This is a genomic window from Pseudomonas sp. CFBP13509, assembly GCF_005233485.1.
Lineage (GTDB): Bacteria > Pseudomonadota > Gammaproteobacteria > Pseudomonadales > Pseudomonadaceae > Aquipseudomonas > Aquipseudomonas marginalis.
On sequence record NZ_QGAA01000012.1, the window covers coordinates 181263 to 197985 of the forward strand.

Genomic DNA, 16723 nt, shown 5'->3' on the forward strand with positions numbered 1-16723 from the left:
TATTAATCCATGCACCTCCACATAATAAAGAGGGTAACTAATGAGTATTTTCAACAACCTTCCAGAGGAGCTTTCTAAAAACGCCAAAAATGCCCATAGACTTTATAAAAAGCTCCATACCCTCACATCTCAAGAGCAGGCTGATGCAAAGTTATTTTATGAGCTTGCAGTAAAGAGCACCCTGTCCCAGATGGCATATCTGGAACATACGCGTGTTTCGCATATGTTGCTCAAAAGCACTTTTGAAAGTTTCCAATAATATGCAAGCGTTAGTCCGTGATTGGTTAATCAGCGGCAAAGAACAACTCCGTTTGTTTGAGGGCGATGACGAAATCATGCTGAATCGTCAGGGAGACGCTTTGGTGCTGAGTGTTCAACTGACCTTGACTCGCCCAGACACCGCCACCTTGCAGCGCTGGATGCGCCTGGGCGCTGCCAGCCTGAATCACTTCCATGGCGCACTGGCTCAAAAAGCGGACAGCGGTGAGCTGTGGCTGATCCAGAAACTGCCAGGTGGGCAGGGAGAGGCATACGTACTCGGCTACCTTGAAGCCCTGCTGAACCAACGCGACACCTGGCGCGCCACAGTCGCGCGCCTTGCTCGCCACCCCCAAAACCTCAAACCCACCTCACTACGCTCACTGTCGTACTAACCAGAGAACCGGCAATGCATAACAAGAACCACGAGCACAGTCGCTTACGCCGTGCTTCGCCCAAGGGATTTCCCTGGCGTAACGCTATCCTGCTTTCCTGGCTGCTGATCCCAGCAGGGAACACACTGGCGGCCATCCCCCCCGAGTGGAAAAACACCGCCTACGCTTATGAAGCTGAACATAAGCCCCTCCGGGAAGTGCTGGAGGATTTCGCCCAGACCTTTGGGACACAACTACATGTCGAGGGCCTGCTGGAAGGCAACGTAAATGGCAAGATTCGCGCCAATACCCCGCAGTCGATGCTCGACCGTCTGGGGGTAGAACACCGTTTCCAGTGGTACCTGTACAACAACACCCTCTATATCAGCACGCTGGACCAGCAAGACTCGGCGCGCCTGGAGGTTTCTTCCGAGACCATTGCCGACCTTAAGCAAGCGCTCACCGATATTGGCCTGCTCGATAGCCGTTTCGGTTGGGGCGAGTTGCCCGAAGACGGCGTGGTACTGGTTTCGGGCCCTCGACGCTATATCGAGCAGATCAAACAGTTCAGTACCCAGCGCCGCTCTCCGGATGAAAAGCAGAGCGTGCTGAGTTTCCCGCTTAAATTCGCCAATGCGACGGATCGTCAAGTGGATTACCGCGGCGAGAAGCTCACTATTCCGGGGGTGGCCAGCATTCTGCGTGGATTGCTGGAGCCGCGTTCCAATTCGACCCTCAACAGTCTGAACCAACCCTCCCCGTCACAGCCTGCGCCGCTCGTACCGAACATTCCCCGATTGAGCAACCCCTTACTGGGGCAGATGCTGGGTACAAACGTCAACACCGGGCCGTTGGATCCGCTCCCGACACTCACCTCGCGAGCCCCGGTCTCACCCAGCAGGGTTCGCGTCGAAGCCGATGTCCGCAATAACGCTGTGCTGATCTATGACCTGCCTGAGCGGCAGGGCATGTACCGAGAGTTGATCACTCAACTCGATGTCGCGCGCAAACTGGTGGAAATCGACGCGATCATTCTCGATATCGAGCGCACGCAATTGCGAGAGTTCGGGGTGAACTGGGGGTTTCAGAACAGCCGATTCCGTGGCGGCGTCAATATGGCACCGGGCACCTCTTCGCAGGTGTCGATTGAGAACCGTGAGCGCTTCTACGCAGATATACGCGCGCTGGAAGCCAAGGGGCTGGCAAGCATGGTCTCCAACCCCTCGGTGCTCACCCTGGAAAACCAACCGGCGGTCATCGACTTCAACCGCACCCAGTACCTGACCCCCGGCCGGGAGAATGCAACCATTTTACCGGTCACCGTGGGCACCAGCTTCCAGGTGGTCCCCCGTGTCATCACCAGCCGTGGCAGCCACCAGATCCATTTGGCGGTGGATATCGAAGATGGCAATTTCAACGAAACCAACCCCACTCCCGGCAACCTCGATGTACGCCGAGGCAAGGTCAGCACCCAGGCCGTCATGGCGGAAAAACGCTCACTGGTAGTCGGTGGTTTCCACGTCACCGAAAGCAGCGACAAGCGCAACAAAGTCCCCCTATTGGGTGATATCCCGCTACTGGGCAAGGCGCTGTTTTCCTCGACAGAACGGCAGAACAATCGACGTGAACGCCTGTTCATCCTCACCCCGCGCGTCATCGGTGACCAGGCCGATCCGTCGCGCTACCTGCCCCAGGCCGACCAGGTCGAATTGCAGGCAGCCCTCGCACCGTTGGCGCGGCGCTACAGCCCTCACCAGCCGGTAATCAAGCGCAGCGACATCATCAGTACCCTGGCGCACATGGTCAGCGGGAAAGTGCCCAAGGCCTTCAAGGCGGCACCAATGCCCCTGGGGCTGGACAGTTTGTGCAGCACCCGCGACTTGCTCGCGCTGAACACCGAACGCAGCCAATGGTATGCGGGACCGGACTACAACGTGGCGGTAGTGGTCCTGCGCAACCAGGTCAAACGCCACGTGCGTATCGACGAAAAGGAATGCAGCAACTCGCAGACCCTGGCCGTCAGCGTGTGGCCGCGCGCCTGGCTCAAGCCGGGTGAAGAAGCCGAGGTGTTTATCGCCATGCGCCCGGTGGTGAAGGACGAACACCTCAGCGTGCCCCGCCCCTCCTTGATTACTCCTGCTCAGAAGGCCACGCCATGAAACACCGCTTATTGTGCGTCACCCTGATCGCAACGGCACTGCTTGTCGCCGGCTGCACGCCCACCTGCAAGGGCGACTCCTGCTCACGCCCACAATCGAGCAAGGACAAGATGGTGATCTGGTGGCCACCGCAGATGCGTGCCGAGCCTGGTCCCGCCGGGGAACGTGCGGATTACCAGACTATCTCGCTGGAACGATGAGCCGCCAGGAAATGCCCGACAATCAACGCCAGGTATTTCTGGACAATCTGGTGAGTGGCGCTGCCGCTCACCTGATGCTCGCTCCCGGTATCAAAGCATGTGCACTGCACGCCGGCAAACGCCCGGGCATGGCCTTGCATGTCGCTCGTTCAGCATTACAGGCAGGGCAGTTGCAGCAGGTATTGGAGCGGCGCTTTGAGCTTGCCGTGGTGTTCGATGGTTGTTTTATCTACCTGGACGCGCAGGATGCCTTGGTAATCTGGCACGCGCTGCCGGCTGCAAACGATGCGCTCGACGGACTCCTCAGCCGGATGCTTTCCCTGGCCAATCTCCAAGCCCTGGACACACGCTCCACCTGCTGATCAGCGACGTTCCAACTCAGGCAATTCCAGCGTTTCGCGCTTGGCTTCATCATCAAGCTCACGCAAGGTGCGATAGATCAGTGCCACAGCCTGCAAGGATTCGCGGGGAATGCTTGCTCCCAACGCTTTGGTATAGAGCAAGCGCGCCAGCCATACGCATTGGATGACCGGCACCTCGGCGGCCTTCGCCTGCGCAATCAACTGGCGGGCGACGGCATCCGTACCTTTGCTGACCAGCAGCGGAAGCGGCGTCTTGCCCGGGCGGTAATACAGGGCGACAGCAAAGTGGGTCGGGTTGACCACCAGCATGTCGGCTTCCTCCAGCTTTGGCAGCTTGACCTTCGGTTCCTCCTGGGCCAATTGCTGCGCCAGCGCACGGCGCTGGCCCTTCACATGCGGGTCGCCTTCCATATCCTTGTACTCTTTGACGACCTCGACCTGGGTCATGCGCATGCGCTTGGCGAAGAAGTGCTTCTGCAAGGTGAAATCGATAACCGCCAGTACCAGTAACAATGCAAGACAGGCATGCAGCAGATAGCGGAACAGGGCGATCAATGCCAGGAGGTAACTTTGCAGATCGCTGTTGGCCAGGTTGATCAACGTCCCAAGAGAGGGCCAGACCACCAGGAATACGATCAGCCCCAAAAGAAACGCCTTGGCGATGCTCATCAACAGATTCATCAGCGACTGGGCAGAAAAGAATTGTTTAAATTGGCTGATTGGGTTGAGGCGATTGTAATCGAGCTTCAGAGCCTCGGGTGCAAACAGCAATCCGAACTGCATCCAACTGGCGATCAGCTTCATAGCAATCGCCACACCGGCCATCAGCAGGCCGAATGAGAAGAACACCACCAGGCCTTCAATCAGCACTTCTTCCAACGCCCGTACAAAGGGCTGGTCCAGGCGTGAGATCGGCAACACCATCAATTGCTGGAAACGTTGCAAGCTGGTATGGGCGGTGAACAAGGCGATCTCGCTGATGGCCGCCAGCACCATCAACTTGGCCACATCCTGACTTTGAGCGACCTGGCCTTTCTGGCGCTGGTCACGCAGCTTCTTGGCTGACGCCGGGTGCTTTTTTTCCCCCGAGTCACTCATGGCATCGGGGCCTTGAATAAAAGGCCCAGCGAGTGCTTCAGGTCACTCAGCTGGCTCATACTCCCCACGATCAAGTCCTGCAGCAGCGCAAAATACAACAGCAGAATACCGATCCCCGCCAGGCACTTGACCGGTGGCGCCAGCGTACTCACCTGTAGCTGCTGACTGTAGACCCCCAGCAGTGCGATGCCGAACTCCAGCAACAGCAGCACCGCGATAAAGGGAGCAGCGTAGAGCATCATATGGGTGAACGTGTCGCCCAGCAGGCCGACAAATACGCTCATGCCATCAGGCGCCGGGAGTGGGAACCATACGGTGGGTGGCCAAATCAGGTAACTGTCCCAGATCACCTGAGTCAACGCGCCTAACCCCAGGGTGGACATCAATAGAAAAATCGCCAATTGCTTGAACAAATGCCCTATCGGCGTCGCATCCGGCCCCAGTGAAGGATTGAGCTGACCACCGGCCAGGGCTCCGCGCTGGTTATCGAGCAAAGCCCCCACCGACTCGAACAGCCAGAACGGCATCGCAAGCAACATCCCCAGCAGCACCCCCAGCGCCAACTCCTTGAGCGCCAATGCAGCGAGCACAAACGCTGAGTAATCATGCTCCGTCAACGCAGCATGAATACCCGGCGCGGGCATCAGCGCCATGACCATCACAAGGATGTGCCGGAGCATGCCGCGTATATGCTGGAAACAGAACGCCGCCACGAGTATTCCGCACGGGTAGATTCGCGCCATGCCGATAATCAGACTGGGAAGGAAATCAAGATAAGCCAACACGGGTGAGGCCTCAGTTCCGGGCCGAGCGGCCAATCATTTCGAAGGTCAAGTTGATCAGTTGGATCAACTCCACGCCAATCCAGCGCCCCGTCAGGATCAACGTAACCCCTACCGCCACCAGCTTGATGCCAAAAGGCAGCGTCTGGTCCTGTATCTGCATCAATGCTTGCACCAGAGACACCAGCACCCCCACCACCACCGCTACAATCAATGGCGGTGCCGACAGCACCACCACCAGCAACATGCCCTGCTTGAACAGCACAATCGGGTCCATACGCCACTCAGAGATAGGAAAGGAACAAGCTGTCGAGCAACCGTGACCAACCCGACACCAACACAAACAACAGCAATTTGAGCGGCAGGGAAATGGTCATCGGCGAGACCATCTGCATGCCCAGCGCCAGCAGCAGGTTGGAAACAATCAGGTCGATCACGATGAAGGGGATATAGATCAAGAAGCCGATCTCGAACCCTGCCTGCAGCTGGGACAACACGAAAGCCGGAATCACCAGGATCAGATCTTCGCGTTGCACCTCCTGCGCCATTTGTGGAGGCCAGAGGCGCGTGGTGTTTTCCAGCAGGTGCGTCAATATATCCGGGTCCACATTGCGCAGCATGAATGCGCGTAACGGTGTGATGGCCTCATTGCCCGTCTGCAGAAACGTTTGCACGTTACTCATGTCCAGGGGCGATGCCTTGACGTTCTCGGCGATCTCATAACCCACTGGTGCCATGATGAACAGCGTGGCCGCCAACGCGATGCCATTGATGGCCATGCTGGGCGGTACCTGCTGCACACCGATGGCGTTGCGGGTGATCATCAGCACGATGACGATCTTCAAGAACGATGTGCAGACGATCAGCAGCATGGGCATCAGCGATAATGCCCCCAGGAATACCGCCAGAATGAGGGGGTCTATCCCCTGCAAACTCATCGGCCGAACATCACGCGAGACAACTGCAACCCCAGGCGCCCATCGACTTCCACCAACTGCCCCTGGCCAATCGGCCGATCGCCGTAATACAGGCCGGCCATGCCGGGAGCGTAACCGCTAATGCCCAACACCGAACCGGGCGCGAGGTTACGCAGTTCGCCCAAGGTAAGGTTCAGCGTTCCACAACGCACATTCAGCGCCATGCTCAACTCATCGAATGGTTCGTGGCCAAATACATCCACGACCGGTTCATCATCCTCATGCTCCGAGTAATGGGGCGCTGCAAAATTTTCGTCCACAGACGAGTCCTCGATAGAAGTAAGCGTCAGGCACAACGGCCCGGTGTCATCGTCAATGCGGCCATGCAAACGTTGCCTGCCAACCTGCACGTAGCCGCTGCCTTGGACGGAAAAAAAATACGGGCCGAGCACCAGCACATCACCGGTACGCAGGCTGCGCACCTGCGCAATCGGTAACTGCACGCGGCCCAGGGTCACGGCGATTGCCAGTTGAAACGGCGCCGGCAAAGCTGCCGCAGTGGCGCGCCAAGGCCCTGCCTCACACAAGGCCAGGAAACTTTGGGGGGTCAACCATAGGTAGCCTTCAACCCGGGACGCCCCCTGGGTCACACTGAGCCGGCAGCCAAACCCCTTGGGTCGATCCGTTTCCAGCAAGCGCACATAACCCAGCAGCGCCCGCACCTGGGGACTCATGTGGTACTGGTACAAGGCCCAGAACCAGGAGTCCGGATCGTTGCCAACCTGGGACAGGGTCACCGGGCACTCACCCAGCAGACTGAGCAACGGCCCTGCTTCTACAAGCGCCAGCACGCCACACACCGTCTCAAAGCACAAAGCCTTGCCGCCAGCTGGGGCACGCCCGGGCTCAATCAGCAACTCGCCGGCCTGCCCGGCCACCGTGAACGGCAGGCGCAGGCCGCGCCCCAATCGACGGCGCGCGGCAACCGTATCGCTATTAATCAAGGGAAAGGTCAGCGCCGGCATCAGCATGCGCAACCGACGCTGGGCATAAGCAAGTTCACCGGCAGCCCCAGCGCTCCCGCGAATCGACCCTCGCACTGTTGGCGTACACCGCAAAGCCAGCGCGCCGTAGCGTCCTGCTCTGCCTCCAGCTCAATCGTCCAGGCGCCCTGCTCGCGGCGCACGCTGGCGTTGATCCGCCCCAGGCGAGGCAAGTACAGCACCGCCTGCAACGGCCACTGCGACGCAGCCTGCACACGAGGCGCCAGTTGTTCGGCAAGCGCCTCGATCAGGGCTATACCGGCGGACGCCTGTTTGCCCGATAAGGCAGTCCCCGCACCAGCGCCGCCATCGTCTCCAGTAAAAAATTGAGTGAATAATCGCCCGAGTTCCATGGACACGGCTGTCGTGGCCCCCGGCTCACGCTCCTCCCGCGGCTCGCGCTGGCGCGGACGCTCAGTGGGTTTATTTGAAACCTGGGTCATGTCGGCTCCCGAGCCAGTAAGAGGGATAACTCCTGAAGTTTTTCCACCTGCCGCAGGCACTCCGTGACGTGTTTCTGGGCGCTGCCAACCCGACTTTCGCTTTCCCCCTGCTGGCCCCGCAATGCCTCCAACTGGCCTATCTCCCGCTGAGTACTGGCAGATAGGGAGCGCTCCTGCGCGCCCCAGGATTTCAAGGCCTTGAGGCTCAACACCTGACCCTGATGCTGACTGAGCAATTCAGCACTTTGCCGGGCCTCCTCCTGCCGAGTCTGCTCAAGCGCATCCTTAGCCTGCTGGATATGTGCGAGCAGGGCCTGCTGGGCGCGCCTGGCCTCACGCAGGGCGCGCTCAGCGCGGTCAGCCCTGTGCCTGCGCAGGCGCCGCAACGTCTCCACTTCACCGAGAAGCACATCAGAATGGGACATGGGCGGTCAGATCCTTAAGTTGCTCCAGCGTCGCCACCATCGGCGTAGGCACACGCAAGTCCTGGCGCAGGAACCCGTCGACCGCCTGACGGCTGTCCACCGCCAGATCGGTCAGGGCATCGCTGCCGGGTTGATACTCTCCCAGCTTGAGCATCAGCTCGATCTGTTGGTACGCCGACAACAACCGTCGCAATGCCGTACCCGCCTGGATGTCCTCCGGCTCCGCGACGTTGCTCAAGATCCGTGAAAGGCTTGCCAACACATCCACCGCCGGGTAGTGCCCACGCTCGGCAAGCTTGCGGGACAGCACGATATGCCCATCAAGCAGCGAGCGAACTTCGTCGGCCACCGGATCGTTCATGGAGTCCTGCTCAATCAGCACCGTATAGATCGCGGTGATCACACCGTCACGCGTCAACCCGGCACGCTCCACCAGCCGTGGCAGCAGGCTGTATACCGAAGGAGGCAAACCTCCGCGCCCCAAGGGTTCGCCGGCAGCCAGGCCGATCTCACGCTGGGCCCGGGCGAAACGGGTCAAGGAGTCAATCAGCAGCAATACCCGCTGCCCCTTGCGCCGAAAACCTTCGGCCAATGCCGTGGCCGTGAACGCGGCGCGGGCGCGCTCCATGCTGGAGCGATCGGAGGTGGCGCACACCAGTACCGCCTTGGCGCGCAGCTGGTCATCGAGCTCATGGTCGAGAAATTCACGCAGCTCCCGCCCCCGCTCGCCGATCAGGCCGAACACGATGACATCGCACTCGACGTTACGCGCGATCTCGGCCAGCAGGGTGGTCTTGCCACAACCGGCCCCGGCGAACAGGCCTACACGCTGCCCCTCGCCAATCGTCATCAGGCCATCGATCGAACGCACGCCGGTGGCCAGCGCACGGTTAATCCTCGGCCGTTCGGTGGGCAACGGCGCTTCACACAACACCGCACTGGTATCCGGTAAGTCGGCCTCGACAAACGCACTCACGCCCTGCCCCGTAATCGGCCGGCCGAAACCATCCAGCACCTGGCCCAACAGGGCCTCGCTGACCTGGACTCGATGCGATACCCCAAGGCGCTCCACTCCAGCGCCTACCCGCACGCCTTCCAAATTACCCAAGGCGCTGAGCACCGCGTCCTGCTGATCGAAGCCGATGATCTCGGCGAGCATGTAGTCGCCCGGACTTTTTTCCACCTGGCACAAGTCGCCGATACGCGCCTGGGGTAGCCGGCACTGCAGCAGCATGCCGTTGACGCGCTGGATTCGGCCACGCATCGTCACCGGTGCAAAGGTGCTCAGTGACTGGGCCTGACGCTGTTGCCAGACGTCCAGACGAGCTTGCAGTTCCGCACTCACCAGCGCACCTCGTAACGCTGCGCACCATCAAAAACCACTTTGCCGTTGTCGATCAGCACCAGCCGCAGCCCTTCCACTTCGTCGCCCACAAACAGTCGGCTGCCTTCTTCCAGGACCACGTGACCATTCGGCCCGCCAACGATTTGCACAATCCTGAATGGCAGTGTGCCGTCGCGCACACGCACACGGCTGATCACCGGCACCGAGCTGTCGAATTGCTCGCCAAAACGGCTGAGCATGCGCGCTACCAGCTCCACCTCGTCCTGTGAGACTTCTCCGTTGAGCGCCACCTGGTCATTGATCACTTGCAAGGTGACCCGCTGACTCAACTCACGCTCGCTGAGCATCTTCAACAACTGCTGACGGACTTCAAAAGACGAAGCCAATTCCTGTTTCTGCACCGCGGGCGGCATCAGCGAAGCCTGCGCCTCACGCTCCCCAGTGGAAACCATGCCCACTGCCACAATGATTACCGTCACCACCAGCACCAGGCTGATCAGGCGCCTTTGCTGGGAGGGCGAAATTGACGATAACGTCATCGCCTGCGCAGGCACATTGGCCGCTAGCGGCACTACCGGCACTACCGGCGCAGGGGCTGCGGGTTGAGGCCAGGGTTGCTCGGCCAAGGTCACGCACAGCCGCACCCCCCCCACTGTAAACGGCACGTTCAGTTCCAGTTTGGCGATCTGCGCCAGTACCTGGCCTTCGGGGTCTCTCAACAGTCCGGCTTCGGCCTGCACCAACCAGTTGGCGTCGATAAACCGCAGGCACGCATGCTGCTCGACGACTCCCGGATCGTTCAACATCAGGTCAGCGTCCGCGTGCGCACCAATACTCCATCGCTCCCCAAATAACGGCAACGCAGCGCCCTGGCGCAGCCCATCAAGCACCCTTAACTCAAACATCATCGCAACCTCCACGCTGGCCATGGCCGAATACTCATGCCACCGCACCACGCATCAGCTCGTCCTGGCCCAAGTCAATGCGCCCCAGCACCTTGACCTTGGAGGAGCTCCCCAACTCGGCAAACGACAGCACCGGGACATGGTTGAACTCTTCCAGCAGCAAGGTACGCAAGGGACTTCGCAGGTCCTGCGCCACCAACAGCACACTTTTACTCTTGGCCCTTAAGGTAAAGGCCTGGTTGAGCAGGCTGATCAACGCAGCGCTGTGCTCATCGTCAAGCGCGAAAAACACCCCGGTCTGGGTCTGTCGCAATGCCTCGCGCAGGATGTTTTCCGTATGCGGTGAAAGCAGCCAGGCATGCAGGCCGTCGGCCTCGCTGTACTGGTGGAAAATCTGCGCCTTGAGCGCAATACGCGCGTAGTCGGCCAATGCTTCCGGTTCACGCTCATGCTGGCCATACTCGATCAGCGATTCGACAATCAGCCGTACGGCCCGCAGCGGCACCCCTTCGCTGGCCAGGCGTTGCAACACCGACGAAAAGCGCGACAGCGGCATGATTCGCTGCAGTTCCTGCACCAGTTCCGGCTGGTTGTGCTCCAGCCAGCTGAGGATCGACTTGCTCTCCTGGATCCCCAGGAACTGCGGGCCGCTGAGCATCATGGCCTGCTTCATGCGTTCGATGATCAGACTGGTCGCGGTGAAGCGCTCCAGTTGCGGATCGTCGAGCAGTGGATCATCCGGTGCCAGCCAGACCCAGTCCTGTTCATCACGCTCAGCCAGGCCGGGTATTCCATGCTCGGGCTCGACCGTCAAGGCGTTACGCTCAACGGCCAGATAGTTGACAACCGAGGCCTTGACCATCGGCACTTCGTGCACACAGAAACGCATTTCGTCGGCGGCCAGCGAGTCATCGAGTTCGACTTCGAAGGGCGGCAGGGTCAGGCCAATATTGGCAACCAGTGCATTTCGGGACTGGCGAATCCCATGAATAAGCTCCGTCACCTCAGGCGTCCCACGCAAAACCGGGGGAAACTGCAACAGGTAGGGGCGCGACGGATCGAACCCGCGCAAGTCCTCTTTTCCGTTCTCTTCGGGACGCACGGCTTCGGAGGCTTCGGCCGCGGGCGCTGCCTCTCGCTGACGCTGGCGCATCAGGTAATACCCCAATGTGCCGGTTATCAGCGAAATAAGGATAAATACCCCGGTCGGCATACCGGGCACTATCGCAAAGGCGAGCATGCCCACCGAAGCGATTATCCAGCTCTTGGGCTCGCTGGTCATTTGCCGGGCAATTTCGGCCCCCATGTTACTGATGCCCTTGCGCCCCTCCGGCGCCACCCGGGTGATGATCATGCCGGCGGTCAGGGAGATCAGCAGCGCCGGAATCTGTGCAATCAGGCCATCACCGATAGTCAGCACCGAATACAACGCCATTGAATCAGCGGCGCTCAAGCCGTGCTGGAACATGCCCGTAGAGAAGCCGCCCAACAGGTTGACCACGACGATGATCAACCCCGCGATAGCGTCGCCCTTGACGAACTTCATCGCCCCATCCATCGCGCCGAACAATTGGCTCTCACGGGACAACTGCTCGCGCTTGTCCCGCGCTTGCGTGCCGTCGATCAGGCCGGCACGCAAGTCGCTGTCGATGGACATCTGCTTGCCCGGCATGGCGTCCAGGCTGAACCGCGCCGCGACCTCGGCAACCCGTTCGGAGCCCTTGGTGATCACCAGGAAGTTAACCAGGGTCAGGATCAGGAAAATCACCATCCCCACCGCCAGGTTGCCCCCCACCACGAAATTACCGAAGGCCTCGACGATATCGCCGGCGTCTTGCTCCAGCAGGATCAGACGCGTGGTTGCAATCGACAGGGCCAGTCGAAACATGGTGGTCAACAGCAGGATCGAGGGGAACGAAGAAAACGCCAGGGGGCCCGGCAGGTAAAGCGCAAGCACGATCAACAGGCACGAAATGCAGATATTGAGGGCGATCAGAATATCCACCAGCCAGGTGGGCAACGGCACGATAAAGATGAATACGATGGCCATGACCACCACAGCGCCCAGCACCTCGGCGCGTTGTGCCACTTTGAGCAACCCACGGTTGATGGCCGACAGTGCGGTCACGTCATCAGCCTCGGCTCACCGGCATACCGTGTGGGTCCACGCAAGGCGCGGTCCAGTTCATCGATCACCGTCAGCAGGATCTGCAGGGTTTCCAGACGTATTCGCTTTTCGGACCACAATGCCAGGGGAAATTGCTGAAACAGAGGGTAAAGGGCATTGAGGGACATCAGTTGACGGTCAAGCGGACCGCCTCCCAGTTCGTCCCCCAAGCGCAGCAATTCATCGACCGCGATACCGGTACCGGCGTACCCCAGCAGGCGTTGCAACAAGCTCACGGCGTTATGCTCAATACTCAAGCGCTGGATCAGCGTGTGACAACCGCCCAATACGCTGCTCAGTTGCCCGCAGTCCCGCAGGCCCATCAGCAAAGTGCGCAACAGGGGTGTGGGCATTGACGACACCGCGGCCGCAATGTCATCCGCCAAAGCCTTACGCATCACCTTGAGCCCGACGTGGAACTGCTCACCACCGTATACACCCAGCAAAGCCTGCATCATCGTCGGCAGGGACTGGCGCGTGACCACACTGGCATAGTAGAGCACACGCAGTGCCTGGCGCTCCTGCGGGTCGACCCCGGCTGACTGCAATGCCAAGGCAATGTTCAGGCCGGCCTGGATCTCCCCTTTGAAACGAGCTTCAAGATTGGCAATTGCATCGCGCGCCAACAACGTAGTGTCGGACGGGCGGCCCTCGCTGTCTGCCTTGGCCACCACATGCTTGAGCACCACGAACGCGCGCGCCGGGTCCCCGTCCGCAAGCTTCAGCAATTTTTCGACAGTAGGTCTGTCCTGCAATTGCTGCCTGAAGAGCAGTGAAAGGAAAGCCAGCGTTTTCTTGGCCGGATGGCCCAACTGATCATAAAGTTGCGCAAGCTGCTCGGCCGGAAGCACGCGTACCGCCATCTTCCGTTCGCTCAGCGCCCGGCTGTTGAGCTCCACCTCCTGACCAAACAGATGTGCAAGCTCATCGATGCCCTTCGCGGATGTGTGCACTTGCGCTGAGGCATGGCTGACAACCGCTTCACCCTCAGAGGGGTGGGTGCGCACATCGTTACGAGGGTCAGTTGTTTTACGGGATACTTGTTCCATGGACACGCCAGTACAGGAAGAGTGTTTCCCTGTGTGGCAACGTCTCCCCATGCAGTTCCATCAAAATCCGTGCTCACTGGGAATTTGAAAAAACTTGCAAAAGCCTTCGGCGCCGCATGCAAATCACTGCATAAAAACCCAACAGCCAAAAATATTTATATATGTAAATCATACAGTTATGTATTTTTTTCGATTGGCACAGGGAGTGCTAAGGGGACCTGTCGACACCCGCTCGACTGCGTCTACCCTAAGGAAAAAAAACATGAATCTCCCCATTGAAGCTTTAGCTCACCTCGTTGGCAGCTCGCCTCAATTCATGCATCACCTGACAGACGACCAGCAGAAAAAACTCAGGCGCTTCATTCACAAGCGCGTACTCAACCCCGAAGATGCGGATGATCTTCTGCAACTGACGTACTTGGAGGCCTGGCGCAACCGCGAGCGCTTCTGCGGTAACGCCTCGCTCAGCACCTGGATGTGCGGCATCGCGCAAAACCTGATTCGCAACCACTTCAGGCGCATGTATGCCAAACCCGTGCATTGCGAATTTGATGAATCGTTGTGGCATGGACAGGAAGAAAACAACAACCTGGATTGGGAGTTTGAGATCAACCGCCGCCTGGAGAATACCCTGAGCGCCATTGACCACCTGCCGGCGGAAATGCGCAAGACGATGTACGCCTCCCTGGAAACCGACGGCAGCTATCAGGACACAGCCGATGTATTGGACATCCCCATCGGCACCGTTCGCTCGCGACTGTCGCGCGCACGCGAACAACTCAAGCGCGCCACCCAGAATCCGTTTCAATCGTAAATCCGGCTGACTGGCAAAGCGTTGGGCGACAAGGATATCTGCCCAACCGAACCAGACCTCTTTCATACGTGCCAGGCAGATCGCCCAGCCTCCTGACAGTACCGCACCGATCCCACCAACACCGAACATCAGCCCCACGGCTCTCGGGCGATCAGTCCAGCTGCCAGCAGGAGCGGCGGGCAGGTTTGCGCGGCGGTCGAGGATTGCTCGGCGCCATGGGTGTCTCTTCACGGGAGAAGCGAATCAGCAACCACTCGTCGCCCAACTCGCTCATTTCCGATAAACAATTGAAAGCGTAGATAAAAATTCAAAATAAATGCTTGACGCATTCCCGTTCTACGCGAATAATGCGCGCCACTTGGCTACATAGCTCAGTTGGTTAGAGCATAGCATTCATAATGCTGGGGTCCGGGGTTCAAGTCCCTGTGTAGCCACCAAGTACCGATCCATAGACGTCTACAGCAGTCTATGAATCACCTCAAGAAGCCCGCCTCGTGCGGGCTTTCTTGTATGTGGCCGTTTATCCCTGTCTATCCCTCCCCACCCCGCACCATCGCTGCCCACTGGCATGCCGGACATCTATACCTGTCCTTTTTAACCAAACGGTTGTCCATTCGAGCCAAGCACACTTCATCTCCCCTAGATAATGTTCACTCCACGCCGTGTCCCTAAAAACACAAATGACGAGGTGTCTCATGCATCTACGAGAACAGCAGCGACTATCCGATTCATCCTGGTTTTTACAGAGATGGGACATGGCACCCGAAGAGTTTGCCACTTACCTGCTGCAACTCGGGACCTTGGTGCTGCAACGCCGATGGAATGGGACCAATCGTAAAACACCAACGTCCACGGCGATCTAGAACAGCGAACCGTCCGGTCAAGGCAGAAATAGAGGAACCCCAGTCACGGACCATATCTACCCCCATGGCCGCAGGACAGTTCCGATGTCAGCATTTTGCGTCTGCTGCAAGCACGGTTTTCCTAAGCCGTTGTCCGTCTAGACCAAACGATTGTCCTTGCCAGCAAAGCGTGCGCTCGACAGCAGCTCTAATTTGGATTCGTCGCAAGTTCTCGCACCCTTTATCAACCATGCGGAACGCGACATTGAGCGAATGAGATCGTCCCCAGCCGAAACGGAGAAACCGCATCATGACCGACCAGCAACCATCCGTGGAACAACAGCCCTCCCTCTATGCGCGTCTTGGGGGCTACGACGTCATTTATCAGTTCGCAGGGGCAGTTTTGAGGAAGACCATGGGACATCCCGCTATCGGCCATATCTGGGCCCACATGTCCGAATCAACATTCCAGAAGGAACACATCAACTTTGTCGATTTCCTTTCTGAACATTGGGGTGGCAGCGCCAAATACCGAGGTAGGGACATGGTCACCGCGCATCGCGGAATGGGTCTTACCGAGGTGCACTGGCAAGCCGTGCTCGATTGTCTTGAGGAATGCTACAACGACTACGATCTGGCACCGGATCTGCGCAAAGAGGTCAATGACTTTCTGATCAAGTTTAAACCCGCCGTGATTGGTAGCCCCTCCTACCGCGACGTAGTACTCGCACACCCCGAAATGGACCCCGCCAAAGGAATGAAAAGCGTTGGGGTAATTTGGCCGAAACGAGGGAAGTAACCTGTGAAAAAGCTGGCGCCGGATATTGGTATTGCTGCATTCGTCGAGTAATGCAGGGAGCGATTTCACCAACTTCAGAGGGGGCAAAGACATGAGTCATACGCACGAACATCATCACGATCACGACCACACTGAGCCACCGGAGGCCATAGCGCTACGCGTCAAAGCGCTCGAGTCCCTGCTGACGGAAAAGGGCCTGGTCGATCCCGTAGCCATGGATGCTTTGGTGGACACCTACCAACACAAGGTCGGCCCGAGAAACGGCGCCCAGGTCATAGCGAAAGCCTGGTTCGACCCTCTGTACAAACACAGGCTGCTGGAAGATGGCACCGCAGCCATCGCCGAGTTGGGCTTTTCTGGTGTTCAGGGTGAAGACATGGTGGTCGTGGAGAACAGCCAGACCGTGCACAACGTGACGGTATGCACACTGTGCTCCTGCTACCCATGGCCGACCCTGGGCCTGCCACCGGTCTGGTACAAGTCCGCACCTTATCGCTCGAGGATAGTCATTGACCCGCGCGGCGTGCTGGCGGAGTTCGGTCTGACGATTCCTGATGACAAGGAAGTTCGCGTCTGGGACAGCAGCGCTGAGCTGCGCTATCTGGTATTGCCGGAACGTCCGGCGGGTACTGATGGCTGGAACGAGGAACAACTGGTCGAACTCGTGACTCGCGACGCCATGATCGGCACCGGACTGCCTAAGAATCCGGATCAAGTAGCCTGAACCTGAGAAGGAGAAAA

Annotated in this window: 20 protein-coding genes and 1 tRNA gene; 9 read left to right on the forward strand and 12 right to left on the reverse strand. The window is 58.8% G+C overall.

All coding sequences use genetic code 11. The features are described from left to right. Positions 1–40: 40 nt before the first annotated feature. From PspCFBP13509_RS31440 to PspCFBP13509_RS20810, 5 genes are read left to right on the forward strand one after another with little or no spacing between them, the layout of a single operon-like run. A complete protein-coding gene (locus tag PspCFBP13509_RS31440) occupies positions 41–259 on the forward strand; it encodes a hypothetical protein (RefSeq protein ID WP_065924025.1) in 219 nt (72 codons plus the stop codon). Continuing rightward, complete coding sequence (locus PspCFBP13509_RS20795) at positions 243–653, forward strand: type III secretion protein (protein ID WP_323145765.1); 411 nt, start codon at positions 243–245, stop codon at positions 651–653. Before PspCFBP13509_RS31440 ends, PspCFBP13509_RS20795 begins: the two co-directional genes overlap by 17 nt. A gap of 14 nt (positions 654–667) precedes the next feature. Next, positions 668–2791, forward strand: a complete 2124-nt coding sequence (gene sctC, locus PspCFBP13509_RS20800; protein ID WP_065924023.1) for a type III secretion system outer membrane ring subunit SctC — start codon at positions 668–670, stop codon at positions 2789–2791. Beyond that, on the forward strand, positions 2788–2991 hold the full coding sequence (gene hrpT / locus PspCFBP13509_RS20805) for an HrpT family type III secretion system protein (RefSeq protein ID WP_065924022.1): 204 nt from the start codon (positions 2788–2790) through the stop codon (positions 2989–2991). The genes sctC and hrpT overlap by 4 nt, the downstream gene beginning before the upstream one ends. Before the next feature lie 11 nt (positions 2992–3002). Further along, positions 3003–3353, forward strand: a complete 351-nt coding sequence (locus tag PspCFBP13509_RS20810; protein WP_065948508.1) for a transcriptional regulator — start codon at positions 3003–3005, stop codon at positions 3351–3353. On the opposite strand, the gene sctU is transcribed toward PspCFBP13509_RS20810, so the two are convergent. Genes sctU through sctW form a run of 11 tightly spaced genes read right to left on the reverse strand, consistent with a single transcriptional unit; the run spans position 3354 to position 13527 of the window. Further along, a complete protein-coding gene (sctU, locus tag PspCFBP13509_RS20815; protein WP_137212625.1) occupies positions 3354–4451 on the reverse strand; it encodes a type III secretion system export apparatus subunit SctU in 1098 nt (365 codons plus the stop codon). After that, on the reverse strand, positions 4448–5236 hold the full coding sequence (sctT, locus tag PspCFBP13509_RS20820; RefSeq protein WP_065924020.1) for a type III secretion system export apparatus subunit SctT: 789 nt from the start codon (positions 5234–5236) through the stop codon (positions 4448–4450). Before sctT ends, sctU begins: the two co-directional genes overlap by 4 nt. Before the next feature lie 10 nt (positions 5237–5246). Continuing rightward, the gene (sctS, locus tag PspCFBP13509_RS20825) at positions 5247–5510 is read right to left on the reverse strand and encodes a type III secretion system export apparatus subunit SctS (RefSeq protein ID WP_027606903.1); all 264 of its coding nucleotides are present in this window, start codon (positions 5508–5510) and stop codon (positions 5247–5249) included. A 7-nt stretch (positions 5511–5517) separates the two neighbouring features. Beyond that, entirely contained in the window at positions 5518–6171 is a 654-nt protein-coding gene (gene sctR, locus PspCFBP13509_RS20830; protein ID WP_137212626.1) for a type III secretion system export apparatus subunit SctR, read from the reverse strand. Continuing rightward, a complete protein-coding gene (locus PspCFBP13509_RS20835) occupies positions 6168–7181 on the reverse strand; it encodes a FliM/FliN family flagellar motor switch protein (protein ID WP_065948476.1) in 1014 nt (337 codons plus the stop codon). Before PspCFBP13509_RS20835 ends, sctR begins: the two co-directional genes overlap by 4 nt. Continuing rightward, complete coding sequence (locus tag PspCFBP13509_RS20840) at positions 7175–7636, reverse strand: type III secretion system HrpP C-terminal domain-containing protein (RefSeq protein ID WP_065924017.1); 462 nt, start codon at positions 7634–7636, stop codon at positions 7175–7177. Before PspCFBP13509_RS20840 ends, PspCFBP13509_RS20835 begins: the two co-directional genes overlap by 7 nt. After that, on the reverse strand, positions 7633–8061 hold the full coding sequence (sctO, locus tag PspCFBP13509_RS20845) for a type III secretion system stalk subunit SctO (protein ID WP_065924016.1): 429 nt from the start codon (positions 8059–8061) through the stop codon (positions 7633–7635). The genes PspCFBP13509_RS20840 and sctO overlap by 4 nt, the downstream gene beginning before the upstream one ends. Further along, positions 8048–9406 (reverse strand): FliI/YscN family ATPase, encoded by a 1359-nt coding sequence (locus tag PspCFBP13509_RS20850; RefSeq protein WP_137212627.1) that lies wholly within the window; start codon positions 9404–9406, stop codon positions 8048–8050. The genes sctO and PspCFBP13509_RS20850 overlap by 14 nt, the downstream gene beginning before the upstream one ends. Further along, positions 9403–10311 carry an FHA domain-containing protein gene (locus PspCFBP13509_RS20855; protein ID WP_065924106.1) on the reverse strand — a complete coding sequence of 303 codons (909 nt, stop codon included), beginning with the start codon at positions 10309–10311 and terminating at the stop codon, positions 9403–9405. Before PspCFBP13509_RS20855 ends, PspCFBP13509_RS20850 begins: the two co-directional genes overlap by 4 nt. Before the next feature lie 34 nt (positions 10312–10345). Next, positions 10346–12439, reverse strand: coding sequence for a type III secretion system export apparatus subunit SctV (sctV, locus tag PspCFBP13509_RS20860; protein ID WP_027606910.1), 2094 nt, complete (start codon positions 12437–12439; stop codon positions 10346–10348). Continuing rightward, positions 12436–13527, reverse strand: a complete 1092-nt coding sequence (gene sctW, locus PspCFBP13509_RS20865; RefSeq protein ID WP_162844253.1) for a type III secretion system gatekeeper subunit SctW — start codon at positions 13525–13527, stop codon at positions 12436–12438. Before sctW ends, sctV begins: the two co-directional genes overlap by 4 nt. Before the next feature lie 262 nt (positions 13528–13789). Between sctW and PspCFBP13509_RS20870 the strand changes: the two genes are divergently transcribed. Beyond that, positions 13790–14341, forward strand: a complete 552-nt coding sequence (locus PspCFBP13509_RS20870) for an RNA polymerase sigma factor (RefSeq protein WP_065924015.1) — start codon at positions 13790–13792, stop codon at positions 14339–14341. Between the two features lie 151 nt (positions 14342–14492). Here the strand turns inward: PspCFBP13509_RS20870 and PspCFBP13509_RS31985 are convergent, their stop codons facing one another. Continuing rightward, complete coding sequence (locus tag PspCFBP13509_RS31985; protein WP_268876142.1) at positions 14493–14615, reverse strand: hypothetical protein; 123 nt, start codon at positions 14613–14615, stop codon at positions 14493–14495. Between the two features lie 86 nt (positions 14616–14701). Here PspCFBP13509_RS31985 and PspCFBP13509_RS20875 point away from each other — a divergent pair. The 3 genes from PspCFBP13509_RS20875 (at position 14702) to nthA (ending at position 16706) form a co-directional block, all read left to right on the forward strand. Continuing rightward, a tRNA-Met gene (locus PspCFBP13509_RS20875) sits at positions 14702–14778 on the forward strand. Between the two features lie 715 nt (positions 14779–15493). Next, on the forward strand, positions 15494–15982 hold the full coding sequence (locus PspCFBP13509_RS20880; RefSeq protein WP_027606923.1) for a group I truncated hemoglobin: 489 nt from the start codon (positions 15494–15496) through the stop codon (positions 15980–15982). A gap of 91 nt (positions 15983–16073) precedes the next feature. After that, positions 16074–16706 carry a nitrile hydratase subunit alpha gene (gene nthA / locus PspCFBP13509_RS20885; protein ID WP_027606924.1) on the forward strand — a complete coding sequence of 211 codons (633 nt, stop codon included), beginning with the start codon at positions 16074–16076 and terminating at the stop codon, positions 16704–16706. Positions 16707–16723: the final 17 nt, after the last annotated feature.

Excerpts from the sequence above, each read along its gene's own strand:
- PspCFBP13509_RS31440 (WP_065924025.1), top strand. The coding sequence starts at position 41 with ATGAGTATTTTCAACAACCTTCCAGAGGAGCTTTCTAAAAACGCCAAA.
- sctC (WP_065924023.1), top strand. The coding sequence starts at position 668 with ATGCATAACAAGAACCACGAGCACAGTCGCTTACGCCGTGCTTCGCCC.
- hrpT (WP_065924022.1), top strand. The coding sequence starts at position 2,788 with ATGAAACACCGCTTATTGTGCGTCACCCTGATCGCAACGGCACTGCTT.
- PspCFBP13509_RS20810 (WP_065948508.1), top strand. The coding sequence starts at position 3,003 with ATGCCCGACAATCAACGCCAGGTATTTCTGGACAATCTGGTGAGTGGC.
- sctU (WP_137212625.1), bottom strand. The coding sequence starts at position 4,451 with ATGAGTGACTCGGGGGAAAAAAAGCACCCGGCGTCAGCCAAGAAGCTG.
- sctS (WP_027606903.1), bottom strand. The coding sequence starts at position 5,510 with ATGGACCCGATTGTGCTGTTCAAGCAGGGCATGTTGCTGGTGGTGGTG.
- sctR (WP_137212626.1), bottom strand. The coding sequence starts at position 6,171 with ATGAGTTTGCAGGGGATAGACCCCCTCATTCTGGCGGTATTCCTGGGG.
- PspCFBP13509_RS20835 (WP_065948476.1), bottom strand. The coding sequence starts at position 7,181 with ATGCTGATGCCGGCGCTGACCTTTCCCTTGATTAATAGCGATACGGTT.
- PspCFBP13509_RS20840 (WP_065924017.1), bottom strand. The coding sequence starts at position 7,636 with ATGACCCAGGTTTCAAATAAACCCACTGAGCGTCCGCGCCAGCGCGAG.
- sctO (WP_065924016.1), bottom strand. The coding sequence starts at position 8,061 with ATGTCCCATTCTGATGTGCTTCTCGGTGAAGTGGAGACGTTGCGGCGC.
- PspCFBP13509_RS20855 (WP_065924106.1), bottom strand. The coding sequence starts at position 10,311 with ATGTTTGAGTTAAGGGTGCTTGATGGGCTGCGCCAGGGCGCTGCGTTG.
- sctW (WP_162844253.1), bottom strand. The coding sequence starts at position 13,527 with ATGGAACAAGTATCCCGTAAAACAACTGACCCTCGTAACGATGTGCGC.
- PspCFBP13509_RS20870 (WP_065924015.1), top strand. The coding sequence starts at position 13,790 with ATGAATCTCCCCATTGAAGCTTTAGCTCACCTCGTTGGCAGCTCGCCT.
- PspCFBP13509_RS31985 (WP_268876142.1), bottom strand. The coding sequence starts at position 14,615 with ATGAGCGAGTTGGGCGACGAGTGGTTGCTGATTCGCTTCTCCCGTGAA.
- PspCFBP13509_RS20880 (WP_027606923.1), top strand. The coding sequence starts at position 15,494 with ATGACCGACCAGCAACCATCCGTGGAACAACAGCCCTCCCTCTATGCG.
- nthA (WP_027606924.1), top strand. The coding sequence starts at position 16,074 with ATGAGTCATACGCACGAACATCATCACGATCACGACCACACTGAGCCA.